General features: G+C 41.5%; 19 protein-coding genes, 3 pseudogenes and 1 riboswitch. Of the genes and pseudogenes, 10 read left to right on the plus strand and 12 right to left on the minus strand.

Going from position 1 to position 21,516, the window contains the following annotated elements:
* Window positions 1-428 precede the first annotated feature (428 nt).
* Window positions 429-1,688 (plus strand): annotated as a pseudogene (locus ACZ43I_RS10575) (Y-family DNA polymerase).
* Window positions 1,689-1,749: 61 nt separating this feature from the next.
* Entirely contained in the window at window positions 1,750-1,845 is a 96-nt protein-coding gene (locus tag ACZ43I_RS10580; protein ID WP_344704402.1) for a type I toxin-antitoxin system Fst family toxin, read from the plus strand.
* 206 nt (window positions 1,846-2,051) lie between these two features.
* Here ACZ43I_RS10580 and ACZ43I_RS10585 read toward each other — a convergent pair whose 3' ends face one another.
* From ACZ43I_RS10585 to ACZ43I_RS10595, 3 genes are all read right to left on the minus strand, one after another.
* Entirely contained in the window at window positions 2,052-2,735 is a 684-nt protein-coding gene (locus ACZ43I_RS10585) for an amino acid ABC transporter permease (RefSeq protein ID WP_425568423.1), read from the minus strand.
* Between the two features lie 14 nt (window positions 2,736-2,749).
* On the minus strand, window positions 2,750-3,589 hold the full coding sequence (locus tag ACZ43I_RS10590) for a transporter substrate-binding domain-containing protein (RefSeq protein ID WP_344704398.1): 840 nt from the start codon (window positions 3,587-3,589) through the stop codon (window positions 2,750-2,752).
* Window positions 3,590-3,989: 400 nt separating this feature from the next.
* Entirely contained in the window at window positions 3,990-5,240 is a 1,251-nt protein-coding gene (locus tag ACZ43I_RS10595; RefSeq protein WP_344704396.1) for a DUF3991 and TOPRIM domain-containing protein, read from the minus strand.
* Between the two features lie 123 nt (window positions 5,241-5,363).
* Here ACZ43I_RS10595 and ACZ43I_RS10600 point away from each other — a divergent pair, with 123 nt between their 5' ends.
* The 6 genes and pseudogenes from ACZ43I_RS10600 to ACZ43I_RS10625 all read left to right on the plus strand — a co-directional run.
* Window positions 5,364-6,323 (plus strand): IS30 family transposase, encoded by a 960-nt coding sequence (locus tag ACZ43I_RS10600; protein WP_344704394.1) that lies wholly within the window; start codon window positions 5,364-5,366, stop codon window positions 6,321-6,323.
* A 221-nt stretch (window positions 6,324-6,544) separates the two neighbouring features.
* Window positions 6,545-6,647, plus strand: a riboswitch (TPP riboswitch).
* Window positions 6,648-6,749: 102 nt separating this feature from the next.
* A complete protein-coding gene (locus ACZ43I_RS10605) occupies window positions 6,750-7,499 on the plus strand; it encodes a 3-oxoacyl-ACP reductase (protein ID WP_344704392.1) in 750 nt (249 codons plus the stop codon).
* Window positions 7,500-7,510: 11 nt separating this feature from the next.
* Entirely contained in the window at window positions 7,511-8,812 is a 1,302-nt protein-coding gene (locus ACZ43I_RS10610) for an NtaA/DmoA family FMN-dependent monooxygenase (protein ID WP_344704390.1), read from the plus strand.
* 221 nt (window positions 8,813-9,033) lie between these two features.
* Complete coding sequence (locus ACZ43I_RS10615; RefSeq protein WP_344704415.1) at window positions 9,034-9,846, plus strand: lipoate--protein ligase family protein; 813 nt, start codon at window positions 9,034-9,036, stop codon at window positions 9,844-9,846.
* A gap of 45 nt (window positions 9,847-9,891) precedes the next feature.
* A complete protein-coding gene (gene lipA / locus ACZ43I_RS10620) occupies window positions 9,892-10,839 on the plus strand; it encodes a lipoyl synthase (protein WP_344704388.1) in 948 nt (315 codons plus the stop codon).
* 521 nt (window positions 10,840-11,360) lie between these two features.
* A pseudogene (locus tag ACZ43I_RS10625) lies at window positions 11,361-11,756 on the plus strand (IS30 family transposase); the annotation flags it as partial.
* 45 nt (window positions 11,757-11,801) lie between these two features.
* Here the strand turns inward: ACZ43I_RS10625 and ACZ43I_RS10630 are convergent.
* Together ACZ43I_RS10630 and ACZ43I_RS10635 are read right to left on the minus strand one after the other, a co-directional pair.
* Entirely contained in the window at window positions 11,802-13,025 is a 1,224-nt protein-coding gene (locus ACZ43I_RS10630) for a MalY/PatB family protein (protein ID WP_344704386.1), read from the minus strand.
* A 443-nt stretch (window positions 13,026-13,468) separates the two neighbouring features.
* On the minus strand, window positions 13,469-14,509 hold the full coding sequence (locus tag ACZ43I_RS10635) for a YeiH family protein (protein ID WP_344704384.1): 1,041 nt from the start codon (window positions 14,507-14,509) through the stop codon (window positions 13,469-13,471).
* A gap of 118 nt (window positions 14,510-14,627) precedes the next feature.
* Here ACZ43I_RS10635 and ACZ43I_RS10640 point away from each other — a divergent pair, with 118 nt between their 5' ends.
* Together ACZ43I_RS10640 and ACZ43I_RS10645 are read left to right on the plus strand one after the other, a co-directional pair.
* Window positions 14,628-15,545 (plus strand): LysR family transcriptional regulator, encoded by a 918-nt coding sequence (locus ACZ43I_RS10640; protein WP_344704382.1) that lies wholly within the window; start codon window positions 14,628-14,630, stop codon window positions 15,543-15,545.
* A gap of 58 nt (window positions 15,546-15,603) precedes the next feature.
* Window positions 15,604-15,855 (plus strand): annotated as a pseudogene (locus ACZ43I_RS10645) (IS30 family transposase); the annotation flags it as partial.
* On the opposite strand, the gene ACZ43I_RS10650 reads toward ACZ43I_RS10645, so the two are convergent.
* The 7 genes from ACZ43I_RS10650 to ACZ43I_RS10680 all read right to left on the minus strand — a co-directional run bounded on the left by ACZ43I_RS10650 (window position 15,819) and on the right by ACZ43I_RS10680 (window position 21,515).
* On the minus strand, window positions 15,819-16,163 hold the full coding sequence (locus ACZ43I_RS10650) for an Hsp20 family protein (protein ID WP_344704380.1): 345 nt from the start codon (window positions 16,161-16,163) through the stop codon (window positions 15,819-15,821). The pseudogene ACZ43I_RS10645 and the gene ACZ43I_RS10650 sit on opposite strands and share 37 nt — an antisense overlap.
* A 29-nt stretch (window positions 16,164-16,192) precedes the next feature.
* Complete coding sequence (locus ACZ43I_RS10655) at window positions 16,193-16,381, minus strand: hypothetical protein (protein WP_344704378.1); 189 nt, start codon at window positions 16,379-16,381, stop codon at window positions 16,193-16,195.
* A gap of 156 nt (window positions 16,382-16,537) precedes the next feature.
* Window positions 16,538-18,253 carry an anthrax toxin lethal factor-related metalloendopeptidase gene (locus ACZ43I_RS10660; protein WP_344704376.1) on the minus strand — a complete coding sequence of 572 codons (1,716 nt, stop codon included), beginning with the start codon at window positions 18,251-18,253 and terminating at the stop codon, window positions 16,538-16,540.
* 179 nt (window positions 18,254-18,432) lie between these two features.
* A complete protein-coding gene (locus ACZ43I_RS10665; protein ID WP_344704374.1) occupies window positions 18,433-18,708 on the minus strand; it encodes a YciI family protein in 276 nt (91 codons plus the stop codon).
* 45 nt (window positions 18,709-18,753) lie between these two features.
* Window positions 18,754-19,746, minus strand: coding sequence for a FecCD family ABC transporter permease (locus ACZ43I_RS10670; RefSeq protein WP_344704372.1), 993 nt, complete (start codon window positions 19,744-19,746; stop codon window positions 18,754-18,756).
* A complete protein-coding gene (locus ACZ43I_RS10675; protein WP_344704370.1) occupies window positions 19,739-20,710 on the minus strand; it encodes a FecCD family ABC transporter permease in 972 nt (323 codons plus the stop codon). Before ACZ43I_RS10675 ends, ACZ43I_RS10670 begins: the two co-directional genes overlap by 8 nt.
* Window positions 20,700-21,515, minus strand: coding sequence for an ABC transporter ATP-binding protein (locus ACZ43I_RS10680; protein WP_344704368.1), 816 nt, complete (start codon window positions 21,513-21,515; stop codon window positions 20,700-20,702). The genes ACZ43I_RS10675 and ACZ43I_RS10680 overlap by 11 nt, the downstream gene beginning before the upstream one ends.
* Window position 21,516 lies beyond the last annotated feature (1 nt).

A 21,516-nucleotide genomic window follows, 5' to 3' on the forward strand; every position in this document is an offset into this window, starting at 1 on the left:
ATTACTGGTTTTTCTTTGTAGAATACGGCGCTTTTGTCACCGTAATTGGCACATTTATTTGTGGTTTGATTGGAGTGGTAATAGCCGTTACGTTAAAAAAGCGTAACTTCATCATCTTAAGTACTTTTCTTTTTCTTAGCCCCTATCTTATCTTCTTGTTCATAGTTTTGTTCTTAAATTAAGAAGTGGTGGGAGCTGCATAAGAAAATAAATGCAACTAAAAGAACAGTTGCGATATTGGCATTTTGATGGAGCTGTTCTTTTATGCCATTTTAAGTACTAATACTATTGTTTCTGTGAAAAAATATTCTAATAGCGATTTCAATTGAACTAAAGCTTCTACCCATTCCTGAAAACATTATAATATCTATCTCAAATTATGATATATTATAAATAGAACATACGTTCGATTTAATAGGGGGGCGGCTATGTACAATTATCATTTATGTTGTAATAGAGATATTCTTTGTGTGGATCAGAAAAGTTTTTTTGCAAGTGTATCATGCATCTTAAAAGGGCTAGATCCTTTAACTACTAAATTAGCAGTCGTTGGAAATACAAAAAGAAAAGGCTCAGTGGTTCTTGCAGCAACACCTGAATTAAAGAAACTGGGGATTAAAACCGGTTCCCGCTTGTATGAGATTCCTTCACGAAGTGATATTTATATTATAAATCCTTCTATGTAGACCTATATCGAATATTCCACTCGAATTTCTGAAATTGCATTGAAATATGTTCATCCGGAAGACTTTCATCAATATTCCATAGATGAATTTTTTATGGACATTACTGATAGCTATCATTTATTTTCTAATACACCGAAAGCCTTTGCGAAGCGCTTAAAGAAAGAGATTCATGATGCCACACAGATCCAGTGTGCCATCGGCATTGGAGAGAATCTACTATTAAGTAAAGTAGCATTAGATTCAGAAGCAAAACGCATGCCTGATGGTATTTCAGAATGGCGATATCAGGATGTGGATAAAAAATTATGGAATATTAAACCGTTGTCAAAGTTTTGGGGGATCAATAAAAAAAGTGAAATCAAACTCAATCATCGGGGAATTTTCAGTATTGGAAATCTGGCAAATTATCCGTGGCAATATTTAAAAAGAGATTTTGGCATCATTGGTGTGGACTGGCACCTCCATGCGAATGGGATTGATGAAAGTGCAATAAGGGATAAACATATGGTACATCGTCCATCTATTGCGAAAAGTCAGGTGCTACTGCGAGACTATAAATTTAATGAGTTGTATGTCATCCTTTTGGAACACGTTGATGAAGTGACTTACCGTATTAGACGAGCCAAACAGCTCGCACGGACAGTTTCTTTTTCTATCGGTACAAAAGATGGAAAAATATATCGAAAGCAATTTACGATAAAAACAGCGACGAATCATTCGAATAGAATCGTCACATTGATATGGAATCATCTTAAAAAAGTGGCTGATCCATACGAACTATATAGAACAGTTAATATATCACTCACTAATTTGATACCGGACTCAGTGATGCAGTTATCACTGTTTGATACGGATGCAAACTTAAAAGAAGAAAAACTGCACGACACAATTGATAAAATCAAAAGACGGTTCGGAGAAGCCAGCATATTACGGGCGATCAGTCTAACCGATGCATCTACATTAAAGCACCGATCGAACCTTATTGCGGGGCATAAAAAATGATACAATATCATCGTCGCCTATACTTCCTGGGCGAACATCGACCAGGAAGGAGGTGAACACCATGGAACTGATTTTTGTTAACATCATTGCCCCAATTATCGCAGGGGGCATTGTTGCGCTTTTTGTCTATTGGTTAGATAAGCGTAACAATAAGTAGGCGACAATAACCACACCAAAAACCCCCAATCTATGCCAGTAGATTGGGGGTTCGGTGATTCCATGAAACTGATTTTTGTTACTTATATTATATCATTCCAATTAATAAAAATCAAAATACTAAGTGAGACGTTCTTGATATATTTTGTAGCAATGAATTAAATATATTTCGGATATCGTAAATCAGAAACAGGGATAGGGTTATCATTAATGCTCCATATACTTGCTAAATCGTTTTTCCATCTTTTCTTGCAATGCGGAAATAACCATACAAATAGGCCAGTAAATAAGGGCTACAAGAATATACATGGTCATCGAGTCATACGTGCGCCCAGCAACAATTTGCGCCTTTTGAAATAATTCCGGAACTGTAATAACAGCGGCGAGTGACGTTGCCTTCACCAAATCGAGATAAACATTTGTTAATGGCGGGATAGCGATTCGAGCAGCCTGAGGCAAAATGATCTTTCGCATTGTCTGCCAATATCCCAGATTAAGAGCCTTAGCCGATTCCCATTGCCCCTTATCAACACTACTTAGTGATGAACGGTTAATTTCTGCGATGAAAGCCGCGCTATTTAGGCCAAATGCCAGCGAAGCAGCTAAAAAAGCGGACAGTTCAATGCCAATCGCTGGCAGCCCTGCATACAGTATGAACAAAAATACAAGGATAGGTGTTCCGCGCATGAACGATATATAAAGACGTGACGGCCATCTTAAGATAATCCACTTCGAACCGCGCCCCAGAGCCAAAAAGAAACCTAGAACTAAGCCAATAACCATTCCAATAAAGGATACGGTTAATGTGGCTGGTACACCTTCTAAAAGGAATGGAAGACTATCCCATGCTAAATGCCAATCAAACAATCCATTCAACTGAACTTGATCCATTTCTAGGTCAAACACTAATCAATACCCTCGATAGTCCGAATATCGTCATCCGGCTTCTCTGAGACATCTTCCCCGGCAAAAAATTCTTCAGACAGTTCAGTAAGGGTACCGTCTTGTTTCATATCAGTCAAAGTCTTATTAATTTTGTCTTTTAATCTATCAGCATTTTTATCGATAACAGCATGCTGGTTAGATCGATAAAATTTTAAATCTGGCTGAATCGTGACATCCAAATCGGGAAGTGCTTTTAGAGCCAGCAATTGTAAGTAATAATCATTAATCACAACATCCGTTCTGCCATTCTCAACATCTCTTAAATAGACATCATTCGTGACATTTCCATAGGTCTTGACTTCAGCGCCAAATTTACGGGCAATATCGCTGTATACCGTTGTTGCTGCACCACCAGCTGTTTTCCCTTCCAAGTCTTCAAGTGATGTGAAATCATCCACTTCATCGTTACGCACAACCATGGTCGCATAAGAATATTTATACGGCTTGCTGTAGGAAAATTTCTTCTTGGTTTCACCCCTTACTCCGGCCGGCGCCACATCAATCCGCCCTGACTGCAATGCAGCGAACATCTCGTCAAAGCCAAGTTCCTCAAATTGCACATTTAGATCGAGCCGTTTGCCAACCTCTTTCATCACCTCAACATCGTAACCAGTTAAATCATCAGAGTCTTCCGGATAATAAGAAGAAGGATACAGTGTTCCAGGTGTTCCGACAACCAGTTCCCCCTCTTCTTTTATTTTGTCCCATGTGTCATCATTAGCATGATTACTTGTCTGGCCACAGCCCCCTAACACAAATAGGAGACATCCAACGCCTACCAAACACCCCTTTAAACGCAACTTTCTCCCCTCGTTTCTAACACGTTTTATAAAAATTAACACGAATATTGTAAATGCTTTATGTCTTTAAAACAAGGTACTTATCACTTATTGTCAACAACATTAATAACTATACGCGATAAAAAACGGGGGCGTCAATAATTTTGTGTAAATGACCCTATCCCTTTTGAATTTCGTCAGCCAGTGTTTTACTTGTTTAAACTTGTTCCTCCAGCGATTCAAACATCTGCAATAATTCTGGTTTTGCCTTTTTGAAGCCTCTGTGGCACCGCATACCGAACTTATGGTTATATTTCCCATGATTTTTCACTATTTCCAGTGCTGAGAGAGCGATTCTAAGGCAAGTTAGTAATTTTAGATGGATAGTTGTCCATTAAAATGCGCTGTATGCGCCCCAGATTTACAGAATATCGTTTACTTCTAATCCAGATGGCGATTTTTGTTTCGCTTCTGACTTTTCTTTTGAATTCTTTTGAGGGTACTGCTCTTGTGCAATAGATTTTGCGATTTTCCAAGAAGAGATGTCTTTACTATTTGTAGCCTCTTTAGACAACTTATCTAAGACTCGTTCATACTTACTCTGATAATCGATTGTATCAAAATATGTGTCCTTATCTAAAACGACTGGCTGATACTGCATTTTAACATCGTGGGATTGAATATTCGTCAAAATGTCATTAAAATCTTTCACCTGATGCCACGATTTCAAATCACTCGGTTCGCCCAGTTGTTCAAAATTTTGATGTCTCGGAGAAGCAACAAAGTTTTGAACGGTGCGATCACTTTCTCGATGTTCGATTTTATTGTTGATGTGTTCCAACATGAAGCTTTCTCCGCCGACATCACTATCTACCGCAAACACCACATTTTTTGGCGGTTGTTTGGTTTCTTCATAAATCTGTCCGATAGCATGATAATATGTCTGTGGTTTTAACCCAGTCATCGAAACCAGCCGTGCATTTGGCGGATTGTACATACTGACATGGCTTAATAAATCAATCGAGGATTCAAACACATACAGATTTTCCGGCCGTCCATTCGTAATATTGAAGCCCTGCTTTTCATCCGAATTTTTGACGACTTGTTTAAACCGTTTATCAGGTTGAGTGCCTTGCTTATCCATGCCGACGACTTCTTTATTTTTCGCCCACAAAAATACGACATTGTTATTGTGATCTTGCTGTATGAGTTTTTTATCAATGAGTGTATCTACTAAGTCTTCATTGATGCCTCGTTGATTAACGAGGTAATCTTTTGCGACGGAAGTGTCTTCCGACAGCTCATCTGGCCGAAAGACAAAGGGTTCTTGTTCTTTATCGACATTGACTTCTGCGGTTTTGTACTCATCATTTAAAGTGAGTTCTTTAATGGCACTTCTAAAGCTATAATCATGAACACTTCTTAAATAATTGATCGGATTCCCTTTTAAATCTTGTGAGTTCCAGAAGAATGAGTTATTTTGCTTATCAATCACAAAACTGTCATGTTCAGCGAGTTTTGCGTACTTATCAGATACGTGGATGACGACATCGCCCTGCTTTTCAATCACATCAATGAGATCTGCTTTTTGAGCTTGAGTGACCAGTTCCTTTGGTATCGGTTTTCTTTCTTTAAACAGTTGCTGTATCTCTTTTTGAGAGTATTCTTTCATAGTCCTTCTCTCCTCTTTTTTAAGGATCGCCGATTGTAAAATTAAGCTAGACACATAAAGAAAGCCACTCGTGATACACTCAAAATGTATTTCCGACCAAAGAAATCATAGGAGTGATCACGAATGACCTACACCCATCTTAGCACGGATGAACTTGTAATTATAGAATCTTATTTCCATCAGAATGTCTCTGTATCAAAGATTTCAGAACAGATTGGCCGAGCACGTCAGACCGTCCACAATGTGGTCACTTTCCTGAAAGACGGTCACACCGCATTGGATTTCTATAAGCGCTACAAGGCAAACAAGCAGCGTTGCGGTCGAAAACAGACGGTGCTGTCGAATGATCAACGCGCATATGTGGCAGAAAAGGTCGCGCAAGGATGGACGCCGGATGTGATTGTCGGTCGCCGTGAACAGCCGATCAACTGCTCCAGCCGCACATTGTACCGCATGTTCAAGCGCAAAGACTTTGATGTTTCCACCTTGACGATGAAAGGAAAGCGAAAACCCAACGGCCATAAGGAACGCCGTGGGAGACAGGCTTTCAGACGGAAACTCTCTGACAGAAAGACGGACTACCCAGCATTCAAAGAAGAATTTGGACATCTGGAAGGCGATACCATTGTCGGCATCCATCATAAAAGTGCCGTTGTGACACTTGTAGAACGGCTGTCGAAAGTGATCATTACCCTCAAGCCCGAGGGCCGGACTGCAAAGGATATTGAAACAGTCATCAACGCATGGTTCCATCAGATCCCCAGAAATGTGTTCAAATCCATTACTTTCGACTGTGGTAAGGAATTCTCAAATTGGCAGTCAATGAGCAACCGAAATGATATTGATATTTACTTTGCCGACCCGGGCACGCCTTCCCAAAGAGGATTGAATGAACATTCCAATGGACTGCTTCGGAAAGACGGCCTGCCCAAGCATATGGATTTCAACACAGTGGATCAGAGGATGGTTGCTTCAGTAGCCTCCAAGAGAAACCACATACCCAGAAAGTTTTTGAACTACCAGACACCGCTGGAAGCATTTATGAGTTACATGAATGTAGGCAGGCTGTCTAGCTTATTTTGACAAACGAAGAAATGAAAAATAACATATACAGGGGCCATTTCCATCAATGAACGACCCCTATATAATAGTAGAAACACGTTCAATATACTGCCGGACCTCATTAGAATTTTTTTGATTCACTTGGATGAGAAGTCCTGCTCAGCTTATTCAATAAATTTCAAAGTATTCACTATTTACTTGACGTATCTCTTAGAAGTACTACAATGATATTAAATAGAATAAATTTGCACTAGGGGCGTTTTTGTAAACTGAGATGAGGATAACCTCAAACCCTTTGAACCTGATCTAGTTAAAACTAGCGTAGGAAAGTGTTACTTCGATACAGCTAAATATCTATGCCTTTATAGGTGTATATAATTCGCTCTCGATACGTAACCTTCTTACGAAGGTTGCGTATTTTTTTTCTAAAATAGAGGAGGTATTTACTTGGCAAGGACAGTTTTAGTAACAGGAAGTGGCAGAGGTCTTGGTAGATGCATCGTAAAAAAATTGAGTGAAAAAGGCTTTAATGTCATCATTAACTACAATCGCAGCAAATCAGAAGCAGAAGCGTTGCAAAAGCAAATCGGACCCCAAGCAATTTCTATTCAGGCAGACGTTACAAATAGGAAAGAAGTTGAACAGTTAGTTAAAAAAGGGACTGAACATTTTGGGCAGATTGATGTTGTAGTAAACAACGCACTCGTAAACTTCAAGTTTGACCCAACTACTCAAAAAGCATTTAAAGATTTAACCTACAAAGATTATGAACAACAACTAGACGGCACGTTAAAAGCCGCGTTCAACGTATCACAAAGTGCCCTCCCCCAATTCCTAGAGCGAAAAGAGGGTGCAATCATTAGCATCGGAACGAATCTATATCAAAACCCTGTGGTACCATATCACGAATATACAACAGCAAAAGCTGCTTTAATTGGGTTCACCAGAAATGTTGCAGCAGAGCTTGGTCAGCACGGCATCCGAGCAAATATCGTTTCGGGCGGATTATTGAAGACAACAGATGCAAGTGCAGCCACAACACCTGAAGTATTTGATTTAATCGCACAATCCACACCATTGAGGAAAGTCACATCCCCTCAAGATGTTGCGAATATGGTGGTTTATCTTTGTTCCGAAGCAGCAGATGGTATTACGGGGCAGAACATCACGGTGGATGGCGGCCTTACTATGAACTAGGGGGATATATTATGATTAATCCGAAACAGTTAAATATAGGAGTTTTATTGTATGGTGTAGGACATCATCAGGCAGCATGGATGACAGCAGATTCGAGCATAGATGAATTTACGACAATTGGATACTATGAAAATTTGGCGAAGATTGCTGAACGTGGAAAATTCGATGCGGTATTTTTCGCAGATGCACAAGCCTTCCCTGCTTATAGTGCTACGGAATTGCCAACGAGTTATTTTGATCCAATAGTTGTATTAACTGCCATGAGTAATGTCACAGCTAACGTTGGACTTGTTTCAACTATTTCGGGAACGTTTAATAACCCGTTTACTTCAGCAAGGCAGTTACTCACACTGCAGCATATAACAAAAGGACGTGTGGGCTGGAACCTGGTGACATCAATGTCCGATTACGAAGCACAAAATCACAGTATGCTGGAATTACCGGAAAGAGCAGTGCGTTATAAGAAAGCAGATGAATTTGCAGAAGTCATGGATAAATTATTTGAATCGTGGTCCATTGATGACTATAGTCCAGACAGAGCGAACAATAAAATCACCAAAAACGATAACATTCAACCGTTCAACCATAATGGAGATTACTTCCAAGTAAAGGGGCCATTAACCCTGCCTTTAGGAAAGGAAGGAAAACCGGTTGCGATGCAAGCAGGGGCATCAATAGAAGGCGTGGCACTTGCTGCGAAATATGCCGATGCAGTCTACTCAGTTGCTTGGAACTTAAGACAAGCAAAAGCCTATCGTGAGAAATTAGATCGGGCAATAAGAGAAAGTCATCGGCCAGACTGCTCAATCAAAGTGTTTCCAGGTCTAGTGACTTATGTGGGTAAGACAAAAGAAGAAGCACAAGAAAAGAAAGCGAAATTAGACGATTTACTGCCAATTGATACTGCGCTGAAGCAACTCGAATTCTTTGTTCAGCAAGACACAAAATCGTGGAAACTCGATGAAAAAGTCCCTGCATTGCCCCCAATCGAAGAATTCACAGGCCCAGTCGGGCGTTATCAAACTGTGTTAGAAATCATAGAAGACAGAAATCCGACAGTCCGTGAACTACTCGGTTACCTAAACGCTGGAGGCGGACACTTGACACTTATTGGTACGCCTGAAGAAATTGTCGATGAAATCGAAAAATGGATGAAGGCAGGTGTCGCAGATGGTTTCAACTTGATGCCGCCAACACTCCCAGGCAGTCTGGAAGATTTTGTTGAATTCATCATTCCAGAAATGCAAAAGCGCAAAATTTTTAGAAGAAATTACAATGGAGAAAACTTAAGAGAAATGCTATCATTATATTAATATTTCAATTTTTATTTTGAAGTACCGAAAATTTTCAACTTTCCAGGTACTTTAAGTTTTGAAAGTAAATTATTTGATAAATATTAAAAAAATCACTGTTTTATAATAAACTGTGATTCACTTCTTTACTTTCACTCAAGGAATTTAATAATAAGAAAATATCTGCATTTTTTCTATCACTTTAAAAAATTAGGTTGGATCTAATAAGGAGGAGGGTTATGATGCCAGAAGAATGGGGATTTTTGAATACAGGACACAACAATGCGGCTACCAATATGGCGATTGATGAGGCTTTATTAAATTGGCATAGTAGAGGAGTTATCCCCCCTACATTAAGATTTTACGGTTGGTCAGCACCAAGCCTATCCGTAGGAAGACTTCAAAGAGTAGATAAACGGATTGATTTTTCTGCACTTGAGCGATATAACTGCGATTTTGTTCGGCGTTTGACGGGCGGTAGCGCCGTACTTCATGATGATGAGCTAACCTATAGTATTGTCGTGACGGAGGATCATCCCTTCATACCCACATCTGTTCGTGAAGCGTACCATATTTTAACAAGAGGGATCTTAGAAGGGTATCGTAATTTGGGCATACAAGCTGATTATGCTTACCCATCGAGAGAAGAAATAATTAAAGGCAGATCATCGGTTTGTTTTGAACAGGCTACTTACTATGAACTAATTATTGATGATAAAAAACTTTCAGGCAATGCTCAAGTACGTAAAGATGATGTCTTACTACAACATGGCTCAATTCCAATGAATATTAATGAAAAAATGTTGTTTGATCTTTTCCTTTTTCCATCTGAAAGAATGAGAGAGAAAAAGCGTACTTCTTTTTATGAAAAGGCCATCGCTATTAATGCGATTACAAATCAAAATTACACATACGATATGTTAGTGGACGCTTTTTATCATGGCTTTCAAACTGGCTTGGATGTCAAGTTTAAACCGATGACATTGACCGATGCACAGTGGGATGAAATCAATCAATTGGCAAAAAGCAAATACGCGACCCAAATTATGAATTAAAACAACTACTTGCATTATATCAACTACTGAAGGAGTGTACTTTCGATGTCTAAAAAAGAAGAGTACCTGCGTAAACCTAAATGGCTAGAAACTAAAATCAATACTAATGGATCATACTCAGGATTAAAGAAATTGATGCGAGATAAAAAATTAAATACGGTATGTGAAGAAGCAAGATGTCCAAATATTTATGAATGTTGGAGCGAGCGTAAAACTGCTACATTTATGATTCTTGGTGATACATGCACACGTGGGTGCCGATTCTGTGCGGTTAAAACAGGAATGCCGAATGAATTAGATTGGAATGAACCAGAACGTGTCGCGGATTCTGTACAAATAATGGGGTTGAAGCACGTGGTTGTTACAGCCGTCGCTCGAGATGATTTAAAAGATGGCGGTGCGGCGGTTTTTGCTGAGACAGTCCGGGCGATCCGCAGAAAAAACCCTGGTTGCACCATCGAAATTTTACCTTCTGATATGAAAGGTGATTACGAGAGCTTGCATACTTTAATGAGCAGTGAACCAGATATTTTTAACCACAACATTGAGACTGTGAGAAGATTGACTAAAAAAGTACGAGCTAGAGCAATGTATGATAGGTCACTAACCCTGCTTCAGCGTGTGAAAGAGGTTGCTCCTGACGTACCAACGAAATCAAGTATTATGGTGGGCTTGGGAGAAGAGAAAGAAGAAATCATTGAGGCCATGGATGATTTACTGGAAAATGATGTGAATATTATGACAATTGGTCAATACTTACAACCGACGAAAAAACATTTGCGGGTCGAGCGTTATTACCATCCTGATGAATTTGCGGAGTTAAAGCATATTGCACTATCAAAAGGTTTCCGTCACTGTGAGTCTGGGCCACTTGTCCGTTCTTCTTATCATGCAGATGAGCAAGTCAATCAAGCATCAGCACAGCGTCGTATTAACTATATGAAAGGCTATGAAGCCCAGGAAAACTCGCAGGTTGACTTTACATTCAGGTGATAAACATAGTGATTATGAATACCTGTAATTATTCTGTTTCAACAAGTCAAGAATTCTCTTTCGGTGTGTGGTTCAGGCAGTTCCTTTTTCCGGCGTACTCTGAAAGACCTCGTACCCTTTAAGGTGTTCCTGAAGGAAAAATGCCAAACTGATAAGGTCTGACGTACTGTTCATCTAAAGTATGTCAGACCTTATATTTTTCTTCGTTTCCTCAAAGGTTTTTCAAAGAAAATGAGGAGCGTATATTACTGTTCTTAGACCACTTTACAGTATTGAATTGAGGGAGGCTTGGAGTCTAATGATGTAATTATAATAATGCTTTTCCATATCTGGTGAATACTTCGAATTGGGTGTGTCTTGTCCGATAGCTTCAGCCCGTAACATTGTCGGTGATCCTCCACAGCATAACCCAATATCATTTATGTCGATACGATGTACATTACCAGCCTATTCAGTGATTTCATAACGATTATGATACAGTGAATTCAACGCAGTCGTGACAGTCGTTTACAACGGCAGGTGTTACACTAAAACCCGAAGGCCGGAACGGCGCAGGATATCGAGGTTGCCATCAATACATGGTGTCAAAAGATGCCCGGGAACCTGTTCAAATCCATCACTTTCGACTGTGGCAAGGAATTCTCCAACTGGCAGTCGATGAGCAATCGGAATGACCTGTCCATCTACTTTGCCGATCCGGGGACACCGTCTCAACGGGGACTGAATGAACATTCCAATGGATTGCTCAGAATGGAGGGGCTGGCCAAAGATATGGATTTAATAGGGTCAGTCAGGCTTTTGTCTCATCCGTCTCTGCAAGAAGAAACCACATCCCAATAAAATCACTGAACTACTGCGCGCCGTTGGAAGTCTTTTTGAGTTACATGGGTGATAAGCAACTGTCTAGCTTATTTTGACAAACGAAAGATGAAAAGATACTTCGATTTATAGAAAATACCCAATTAAATATAGGTCCCAGACTTACAATTTTGAGTATCATATAAATAATCAAAGGTATCCTTAATACGCCTCATCCCATCTTCTATGCGAATCCGGTTGGAGGCAGCATTGAATCTAAAGTGGTTATTCTCATGATTTAAAAATAACTTGCTCGGAGATACTGCAATGCCTCCAATGTCGATGAAAGCTTTATGGACTACGTCAGTATCAAAGCCGGACTTTTCAAAGCTAATCCATCCGAGATAAGTGGCTTTTGGAATATCAAATGATAAACAATCAGAAAGATGCTCATTAATATAGTCATTGATATACTCAAAATTACCTTGAATATGATCATTAAGCTGATCTATCCACTCGTTACACTCAGTGTAAGCTGCTTCAATTGCTGCGAGAGCCAGGCTGGAAACATTACTGACCTGATATACTTCTTTGGCTGTTTCGGTAATTACCTGAGCCAATTTTTTATCTTTTGTAATGAAATAAGAATGGGGAATGCTGGCCAAGTTGAAAGATTTACCGAGGCAGGTGGCCGCCAATATTTTATCGCTTTCTTCCGATAGATCAATGACCGATACAAAATCTTCTTTCGGCCTTACAAAATCCATATGGATTTCATCACTGACCAAGTAAACATTATTGGCTTCACATATATTCTTAATGGTTTCGAGTTCATCTTTTGACCATACTTTTCCTGTAGGATTGTGGGGGTTGCAATGTATGTACATAGTCACATTCTCATTTCTGCATAATGAGGTGAAATGATCGACATCTAAAAAATATTCTTTTGAGCGCTTATCATAAATTAAAGGAGACTCTACAATCTTGCGGTGATTGCTTTCAATTAGATTAGGAAATATATTATATGAGGGAGTCGTTATTATAATGCCATCTTCCTCGCTCGATACCTGCCTCATCGTTTCTCCTATAGTAAACAAGACTGTCGGTGAATAATGAATATCAGAGTCATCTAGAGAGATATTATAACGCGTTTGCCACCAATGTTTAATCGGTTCATAAAACTCCTTATTTTGCCATATTGTATAGCCAAAAATTCCATTATCAAGACGTTTTTTCATAGCATCTCTAATTGCTTCAGGTGTTTCAATATCCATATCGGCAATCCAAAAAGGTTCCAGGCATTGCGTTCCGAATATAGGTTCGGTACCTTCATATTGAACGCTGTTCGTATCTTTTCTTGTAGTAATTTTATTGAAATTGAATTGCATTTCCCCATACTCCTTTTTACATGAAAAATTCAGATATTTAAAATATTATCATTAAACTCGAATAAACATATATCCTGATAAGAAACAGCAGTGTATTACATAAAGATTATTTATTTTGTAAGTTGCTTGAATCTAATTATGCTTGTTGCAAAACTAAACTGGACACATAAAAAGGACGACACACGATACACGCAAAATGTTTTTCGGACAAAAGAAATCACTGGAATACTCATATCACCACTAATGAACTGGTGTTCATAGATAGCTATTTCCATCACAGGATCACCGTACCTCGAGCATAATTTTCTTTGACAGTGATATAAAGAACTACAGTGCTAACTTAGATGCATACAGATAGTCCTTCGCCATCTCAACGTAATTCTCAGGATATTATCGCCACACCTGATATGAATTATATAGCTGCACTCAGAACCCTACTCTTTTTAAACGATAAAGTAGACGACTACAGATAATATGATCGACGTGACCGTCATTGCAGCTAATGGTCGTAACGCACGGTTACGTAAATCTCTCAAACTTACATTTAACCCAAGACCGACCATTGCAGCAGTCAATAGCCATTCTGTTAAAACTGAGACACTTTGCCTTGCACTTTCAGGAAATGGAATGATTGGACCTAGAATATAACTGCCCAAAAGGCTGAAAAGGATAAAACCCACAAGGAACCAAGGAAATTCGACCTTCGCTTCAGATTCAACATTTCCCTTATTTTTCCTTTGAAAGATTGCAATCAAGATGAAACACAGCGGAACAAGTAAGAAGACACGTCCTAATTTACTGAGTAATGCAATCGCCAGTCCATCCTCTCCTGCAGGTGCTCCCGCCAAAGCAACATGTGCAACTTCATGCAGGCTTGTGCCCGACCAAACACCATACTGTATCGCATCGAGCGGAATGATTGGACGCAATATCGTATAAGTTATTGCAAAGATAGTCCCCATCAATGCAATGATGCCGACCCCTATGGCAGTATCCTCATCTTTTGCTTTTATGATTGGAGCAACCGCCGCAATTGCTGCAGCGCCACATACACCTGTGCCAACACCAAGCAATAGGGAAATATTCTTATCCGCTTTAAATATTTTAGCAAGCCAAATCATTGCAAATATCGCAAAAATGATAACACCTGCATCAATTGCTAAAAGCCCCAGTCCGTCACTCAATACTGTATCAATACTCAGCTTCAGCCCGTATAAAATAATTGCCACTCTGAGTAACCGTTTGGAGGAAAATGCTATCCCTGATCGAATTGCCTCAGGATATCCAAATATCTGACGATAGATGACAGCAATGATAATCGCACAGGCAAGCTGTCCCACTCTATCAAATCCTGGGACCAACGCCACTAAAAATCCAATCAATGCAATGAAGAATGTAAATCCGATTCCACCAAACCAAGCCGCTTGATTGGCAAACTGCTTTTCCTTGTCCCCAGAGTTTTGTTGCTTGTTTGGCAATCCCATCTAAAAACACCTCCTTTACTAACAATAAAGTATGGATAGATATAATAAAAATAACTATCTATGATGATGATAATAAGTAATTTGTTATAGTAAAATGAACAGGAGAGAGGATGATAAGATGGATCAACAATTACGAGTTTTCATCACTGTCGCAGAGAAGAAGAACTTCTCCAGAGCTGCCGAAGAGCTGCATATGACACAGCCGGCGGTCAGCCAGTATATCCGAGCATTGGAAGAGAATTTTAATGTCCGATTACTGGAACGGTCAAATAAATATGTTCGTCTTAATAAAGCAGGAGAAATTGTTTATCATCACGCAAAAGAAATTGCAGGTCTGCACTCTCGCATGAATCTGTTGGTGGATGACCTTGTCAATAAAGTGAGTGGTCCGTTATCAATCGGTGCGAGCTATACATTTGGAGAATACGTTCTTCCACATATCATTGCAAAAATGAAAGAAATATATCCTGAAGTCAAACCGGCCGTTGTCATCGGCAACACCGCAGAAATAGCTCAATCCGTTCTTCGTCATCAACTGGATGTCGGCATCGTAGAAGGACATTCTAATCAAGATGAGCATCTGAGTACAAAGGAATTCGCCAAAGACACCATGATTCTAGTCGCTGCCTCCAATCATCCGCTTGTAAAACAAAAGACAGAAATTCAAATCAAAGATTTGGAAAATGAGACGTGGATTTTACGTGAAAAAGGCTCAGGCACAAGAGAAGCTGCAGAAAAACTTTTTCATCAGCTTGATATATCACCAAAGGAAATTATGAATTTCGGCAGTACTCAAGCCATTAAAGAGATGATTGAAGCAGGTTCAGGGGTCAGCTTATTATCCGAATGGGCTGTACAAAAAGAACTGCGTAATGGTGATTTAAAAACCCTCGATATAAAAGGACTACCTTTAGCCAGAAATTTTTTTATTTTGACAAATTCCCCATTTCAAACAAAAGCATTAAAAGTATTTGTCGATATGTTGCATAAAGAGAAGGAGTTGACTGAATTCAGTAAAGCAGACCGCCCGGGGTAATCCGATTTAACTCCCCTAAAAATTAAAGATAATATATAAATATGTACTATTGCTGAAGCAGTATGATCTGTCCATCTACTTTGCCGATCAGGAGACACTATCACAGCAGGGACTGAATGAACATTCCAATGGATTGTTCAGAAAGGATGAGCTCTCCAAAAACATGGATTTCAACACGGTCGACCAGGCTCTTACCTCATTGGTTGCCGCCAAGTGAAACCACATCCCAAGAAAATCATTGAACTACCGGACACCATTGGAAGTCTTTTTGAGTTACATGGGTGAAAAGGAACTGTCTAGCTTATTTTGACAAACGAAATTATTATATGATCTTTCTTTTTGAATTATTTTTCCTTCATCATCTTTTTGCTCATTCACAAGGTTATTCTCAGCTGCAATCGTCAACATTCCATTTTCATAGGATACATCGATAGAATCCTTGGCGAATCCTGGTAACTCAGCTTCTAGTTCGTATTTATCTTTTGTTTCTTTAATATCTGTCTTTATACTTTGGATTTCCGGGAAATTATTGAAGAATTGTTTACCAAAATCTCTGAACATCTCACTTGGACTCATATCAAAATAGTCTCCGTTGAATGGTTTCAGATCATAAGCCATGAAAAATCACTCCTTACAGTAATTTTAAATCAACTTATTTTTTTATTGATTTTTCTCCATAAATCAATTGACTTTAGATATTCTTCCCAAGTCTGACAACCTTCCATTTCGACAAAAGAAGGCATCGTCAGTTTCGTATGGCTTCGCTTACGTTCATAATCTCGTTCTTTAGACTTCAGAGGTTCATTGCGTCCAATGATATCAGTTTCTTTCATCATATCATCTCCTCCTAAACATCTATATTATCCTTACACTTTATATATATCATAATGGTCAATAAAGGTCAATAAATAATGCTTGGCACTACCTCCCAATCATATTATATGACAAACAAAAAAGACGAATGCCACAATTATGGCACTCGTCTTCCAATATCAATTTCTTCTCATCCATAATACAATTGCGGCCACAAGACCAAGTATAAACAATAGAATTGAACCGAATATTAATACTACATTCGATGAATCTCCATCGCTTGCCTGGGCACTTTCTTTGTCTGTATCAACTGATTCGGCACTCTCTTCTTCTGTTTCATCCTCAGCTGTTTCTTCTTTTGAGTCTTCACCTGTTTCTTCGGATGCTGCTTCTGCTTCAGCAGTATCTTCTTCAGCTTCTCCAGATGAAGTATCTCCACCTGCCTCTTCAGAACTTGTCTCTTCAGCATCTCCGGAAGACTCTTCTGAAGACTGCTCTGTGGTGGAAGCTGACTCTTCTGATGATTCATTTTCCGCTTCTTCCCCTACAGCTTCGAAGGATTCTTCTGATGATCCGTCTTTATTGGAAGCAGTTGCTTCTTCCGATGATCCGTCTTCTGGCTCTTCGGAGGATGTATTGCCGGCTGCCTCTTCAGAATTGGATTTTTCTTTCTCTCCAGAAGATTCATCTTTGGAGTCTGATGTCTTATCCTCTTTTTTATTTGAGTCTTTTTTCTCTTTATCCTTCGACGACGATTCCTGGTTGCTATCTTTCGATACTTGTACATCTTCATTGTCTGAGATGGAAGATTTGAGCGATTGTTCCGTTTCATCCAACTGTGCCTGCTTCACATTTTCGGTCTGCAGCAGCTCTTCAGCATTTTCAAGGGCGGCCTGGAGTGCTGGAGAGCGTTTTTCGAGCGGCACCTTTTTTGCTTCTGCCACCATCTGCTCAAGTCCTGTCCGGTCTACCTCTGGGGCGTCTGCCTGGTTACCGGTCGTTGCGGTCCTGTAGTACGAGGCATATAACGGGTTGTCGTTTGCTCCCATTGCGCGGATATAATAATTGTAGCTGGTAGAGGTCTCGAGCCCTGTGTCTTTATAGGAAGTCTTCGTGGTGGTGTCGATCAGCTGGTTGTTCCGGTACACTTCATAATAGGCTGCATTGCTGTTTGCATCCCACGCAAACTGGGTGGTGTTGCCTGTTGCTCCTTGGATGCTGATCAGACGGTTGTGCAGCGTATGCATGAACTGGTATGTCTGGGGCGCACGGTTTGCGAGTTTTGCGTTCGCATTACCCCCCAGATAATACATGGCGAATGCTTCAGCGAAATATTCCCCCGGTGCATCGAAATAAGACGGCACTTCATGGTCATGGAACAGGCTGTTCTTTTCCTGGCTCATGATGTTCAGGAATTCCTGTGTTTCACTGAGCGTCGTTCCAGCCGCAAAGTCATCCACGGCGTGTCCATACTCATGCAGTTCGAGATTGATCGTCGAGTGGCCGTTGCCTGGATTACTGTAGCCGATGCGTGCAGCTGTCGTATATCCTCCAGCCCCGGGCACATCATCCCATGTGGATCCCGTCCCTTCCCAACCATTGGGGGTGACGCCGGATAAGTATTGGAATTCCGGCAGCTCAGTAAGGGGCATATCAGTCAATATGATTTTTACCCCCGCCAAACTTGTATGATACAAAATACGTTCATCGACACGATTGAGGCGATTGGTCATCGCACTTGCTTCGTTTGCATCATAAACCCCATCATCGCTTCGGATCTCCAGCATATTATTGAGGCTTTGGCTGGCTGCCAAGGTGTTTTGGGGCGCATAAATTGTGAAAATCATCATCAGACTCATCAGGAGGACTGCACTTGTAAGTAGTTTCTGTTTCATGATTTCCCCTCCCTTCACTATTCTTATGCTCTATATTCCCTATGATACATCTTTCACACTTATGTTACAGCTTTTAGCATTATCAATTTGGTTGATAACTGCTGCTTGTTTTAAATTCCGACACAAAAAAGTCAGGTCTTGATGGCTTAAACCAAGACCTGATGTTCATATATCACCATTCAGTTGATTGTATAATCTGTCTGCATGTCCCACTCGTGGAGTTGGAGATATCGGGCCCCGTGCACAATGTACGGATCCTGAGACACGAGCGCCTCGACCGCTTCCTTTGATTCGCCCTTATAGATGACAAGTCCCCCTGCCCCATCGGTGAAGCGGCCGAACATCAGGACACTGCCTTCTTCGCGCTTTTCCTTAATGAAATCCAGATGTTGCTCGCGGTACGCTTTACTTTTCTCTTCATCTTTCATTGGAGATAAAGCAGCAAAATATTTCATTCCATCACTCTTTCTGAATGTTTGTCATCATATTACCATGTCCAATCAGATTTGTCTGGCTTTCAGCAGCAGCCGCAGGAAGTATGGGCCTCCGATCAAGGCGACCACGATACCCGTTGGAATGATGACCGGCGCGAGCAGTACTTTGCCGAGCAGGTCAGCACCCGTCAGCAGTACACCACCCATCATAAGGGTGGAGGCGAACAGCACTTTCATATTCTGGCCGAATACCAGCCGGGAAATGTGCGGGGCCAATAGCCCGACGAAGCTGATTGCCCCGCTGACACTCACCGCAAGGCTCGAGAGCATGGCCGACAAGATGATCAGGATCACCTTCTCCCGGCTTACGTTCATGCCAAGCCCAATCAGCATCTCATCATCCAAATTCAACATCTCCATCTCCCTCATCTTGAAAAAGACGACACTGGCCACAATCATGATGTACGGCACGGAAACAAGGACGAATGGCCATGTGTCCCCCCATATATTGCCTGCAAAATAACGGTTGAGCATCTCCATCTGGGACTCATCGAACATGGAGGTGAAGACATAGACGAAACCGGTCACGCCCATTGCGGTGGCGATGCCGATGAGGATGAATATATTGCTTTTGAAAGTTCCACCGATGAATGACAGGAAAAATATGATCAGGACGGTCGCTAATCCACCGAGAAAACTCATCAGAGGCAGCGCGAACAGGGATTGGCTCATCGAGCCGCTGACGAACAAGATGTACAGTACGACCCCGAATCCGCTTCCTGCATTGATACCGATGATTCCGGGGTCGGCCAATCCATTTTTCGAAATGACCTGCAGTATGAGCCCGCTCAGTGCCAACGCAGCGCCGCAGACTAGAGTAATGATGATCCTCGGCAGCCGGAAATCGAACAGCACCAGTTTGATGTCTTCCTCCGCACGTCCACCTACAAGCTTGAGCAGGTCATCCACGCTCAGACTGTATGTACCGGTCAGTAGATGGAGCACCACAATAGCCATGAGCATCAAGATGATCAGGATGAAATTTGTCCGGTTACGCATACTGGTCACCCCGCTTCCTGATGATATAGATGAAGAACGGCAAACCGATCATGGCGATGATTGCATTGACGGGTGCTTCATTGAATATGCGCGCGAGCATATCCGATATCGCGAACACCATGGCACCCGTCATGCCTGTATAGACGATGGTGAAGCGGTGTAGGTTGCCAAATGTCATCTTGACGATATGCGGCACCAGCAGTCCAAGGAAGACGACGTTGCCCACCATCGCCACGGCCATGCTTGCCAGCATGATTGCAAGCGTCAGTGTAACGCGCCGGTAGAACGCCTGATTCTGCCCGAGCGATGTCGCCATTTCATCTCCAAATAGCAGGACATCCAGCTCTTTTGACAAGAATAGGAGCACTGCCGTCAACAGCAGTGCAGCCGGCAGGATGAGAATTATGTTGGATAGCGATTGACCTGCTGCCCCTCCGGCCGTGAAGAAGGCGATGTACTGCCCCAGGTTGAAGGTGATAACCAAGAAATCTGTTACAGCGTAAAGCAACAGACTGATTCCGGCCCCGGCAAGAATGAGATGCATTGGAGACTTTGAGCGGGTGACCGAGAGAATGACCGAGCCCACTAACATCGCCCCGATAAATCCAGCGCCCATCACCCCAATGAAGGGAAGTGTCGGCAACGCGAGCGCCGCAACGATGATCGCAAGGTTGGCCCCTGCATTGATGCCCAGTATGCTCGGCTCACTGAGATCGTTATGTGTCACAGACTGCAGTATAAGACCGGATATGCTTATCATGAAACCGGCGACCAGTGCCGCCAACACCCTCGGCATACGGATTTCATAGAGAATCTGATGGACCTGGTCGGTCATGTCCAGATTGAAGATGACCTGCGCCACGGTCCCTGGACTGTATGCATTCGTGCCATACATCATCGAGAGGATGAAGGACAAAATAATGCCCATCATAAAGATGGGCAACGGGTACCATCTACGATCCATCCTGGACACCTTTTACCGTCTCGCAGAACAGCTCATAATCTGTCATGATCGGCTTTCCAGTTGCAGGATCGATGGCAATCGTACCATTTATATTGAAGACTTCATTGAGGATATCATTGGTCAGGACATCACTTGGATGGCCGCTTCTGATGATTTTCCCTTCATCCATTATGACAAGATGGTCGGAATACTTGATGGCATGGTTGATGTCATGAAGCACCATGACGACCGTCTGTTTCGTCTCCTCGTTCAGCCTCTTGACGATGTTCAAAGTTTCCAGCTGGTGGTGGATATCGAGATATGTCGTCGGCTCATCAAGCAGCAGTACATCCGCCCCCTGTGCAAGCAGCAGACTTATCCAGACGCGCTGGGACTGTCCGCCTGAAAGTTCACTCATCATGCGCCCTTCAAATTCAATGGCGCCTGTTTCCTTCAATGCCCAGTCGATTATCTTATAATCGTCCGGCTTCAGACTTTGGAACCGTTTGAGGTGTGGATAACGGCTGAAGCTGACAAGATCGCGCACTTTGACATCGTACTGCAGTCTATTCTTCTGCGATAGGATGCTGACCTTTTTGGCGATGTCCTTGGATTTCATCTGACGGATATCCATATCATTGATGTAGACACCGCCTTCCTTTGCAGAAATGATCCTCGAAATCGTCTTCAGCATGGTCGATTTGCCACACCCGTTCGGCCCTATTATGGTCGTAACCTTCCCTTCCATCAGTTCCATATCGATATGGTTCAGGATGGTCCGGTTATTAAGCTCGATCGTTATATCCTTCAGTTCTACATGCGTCATG

It is taken from the genome of Salinicoccus jeotgali (genome assembly GCF_055379195.1).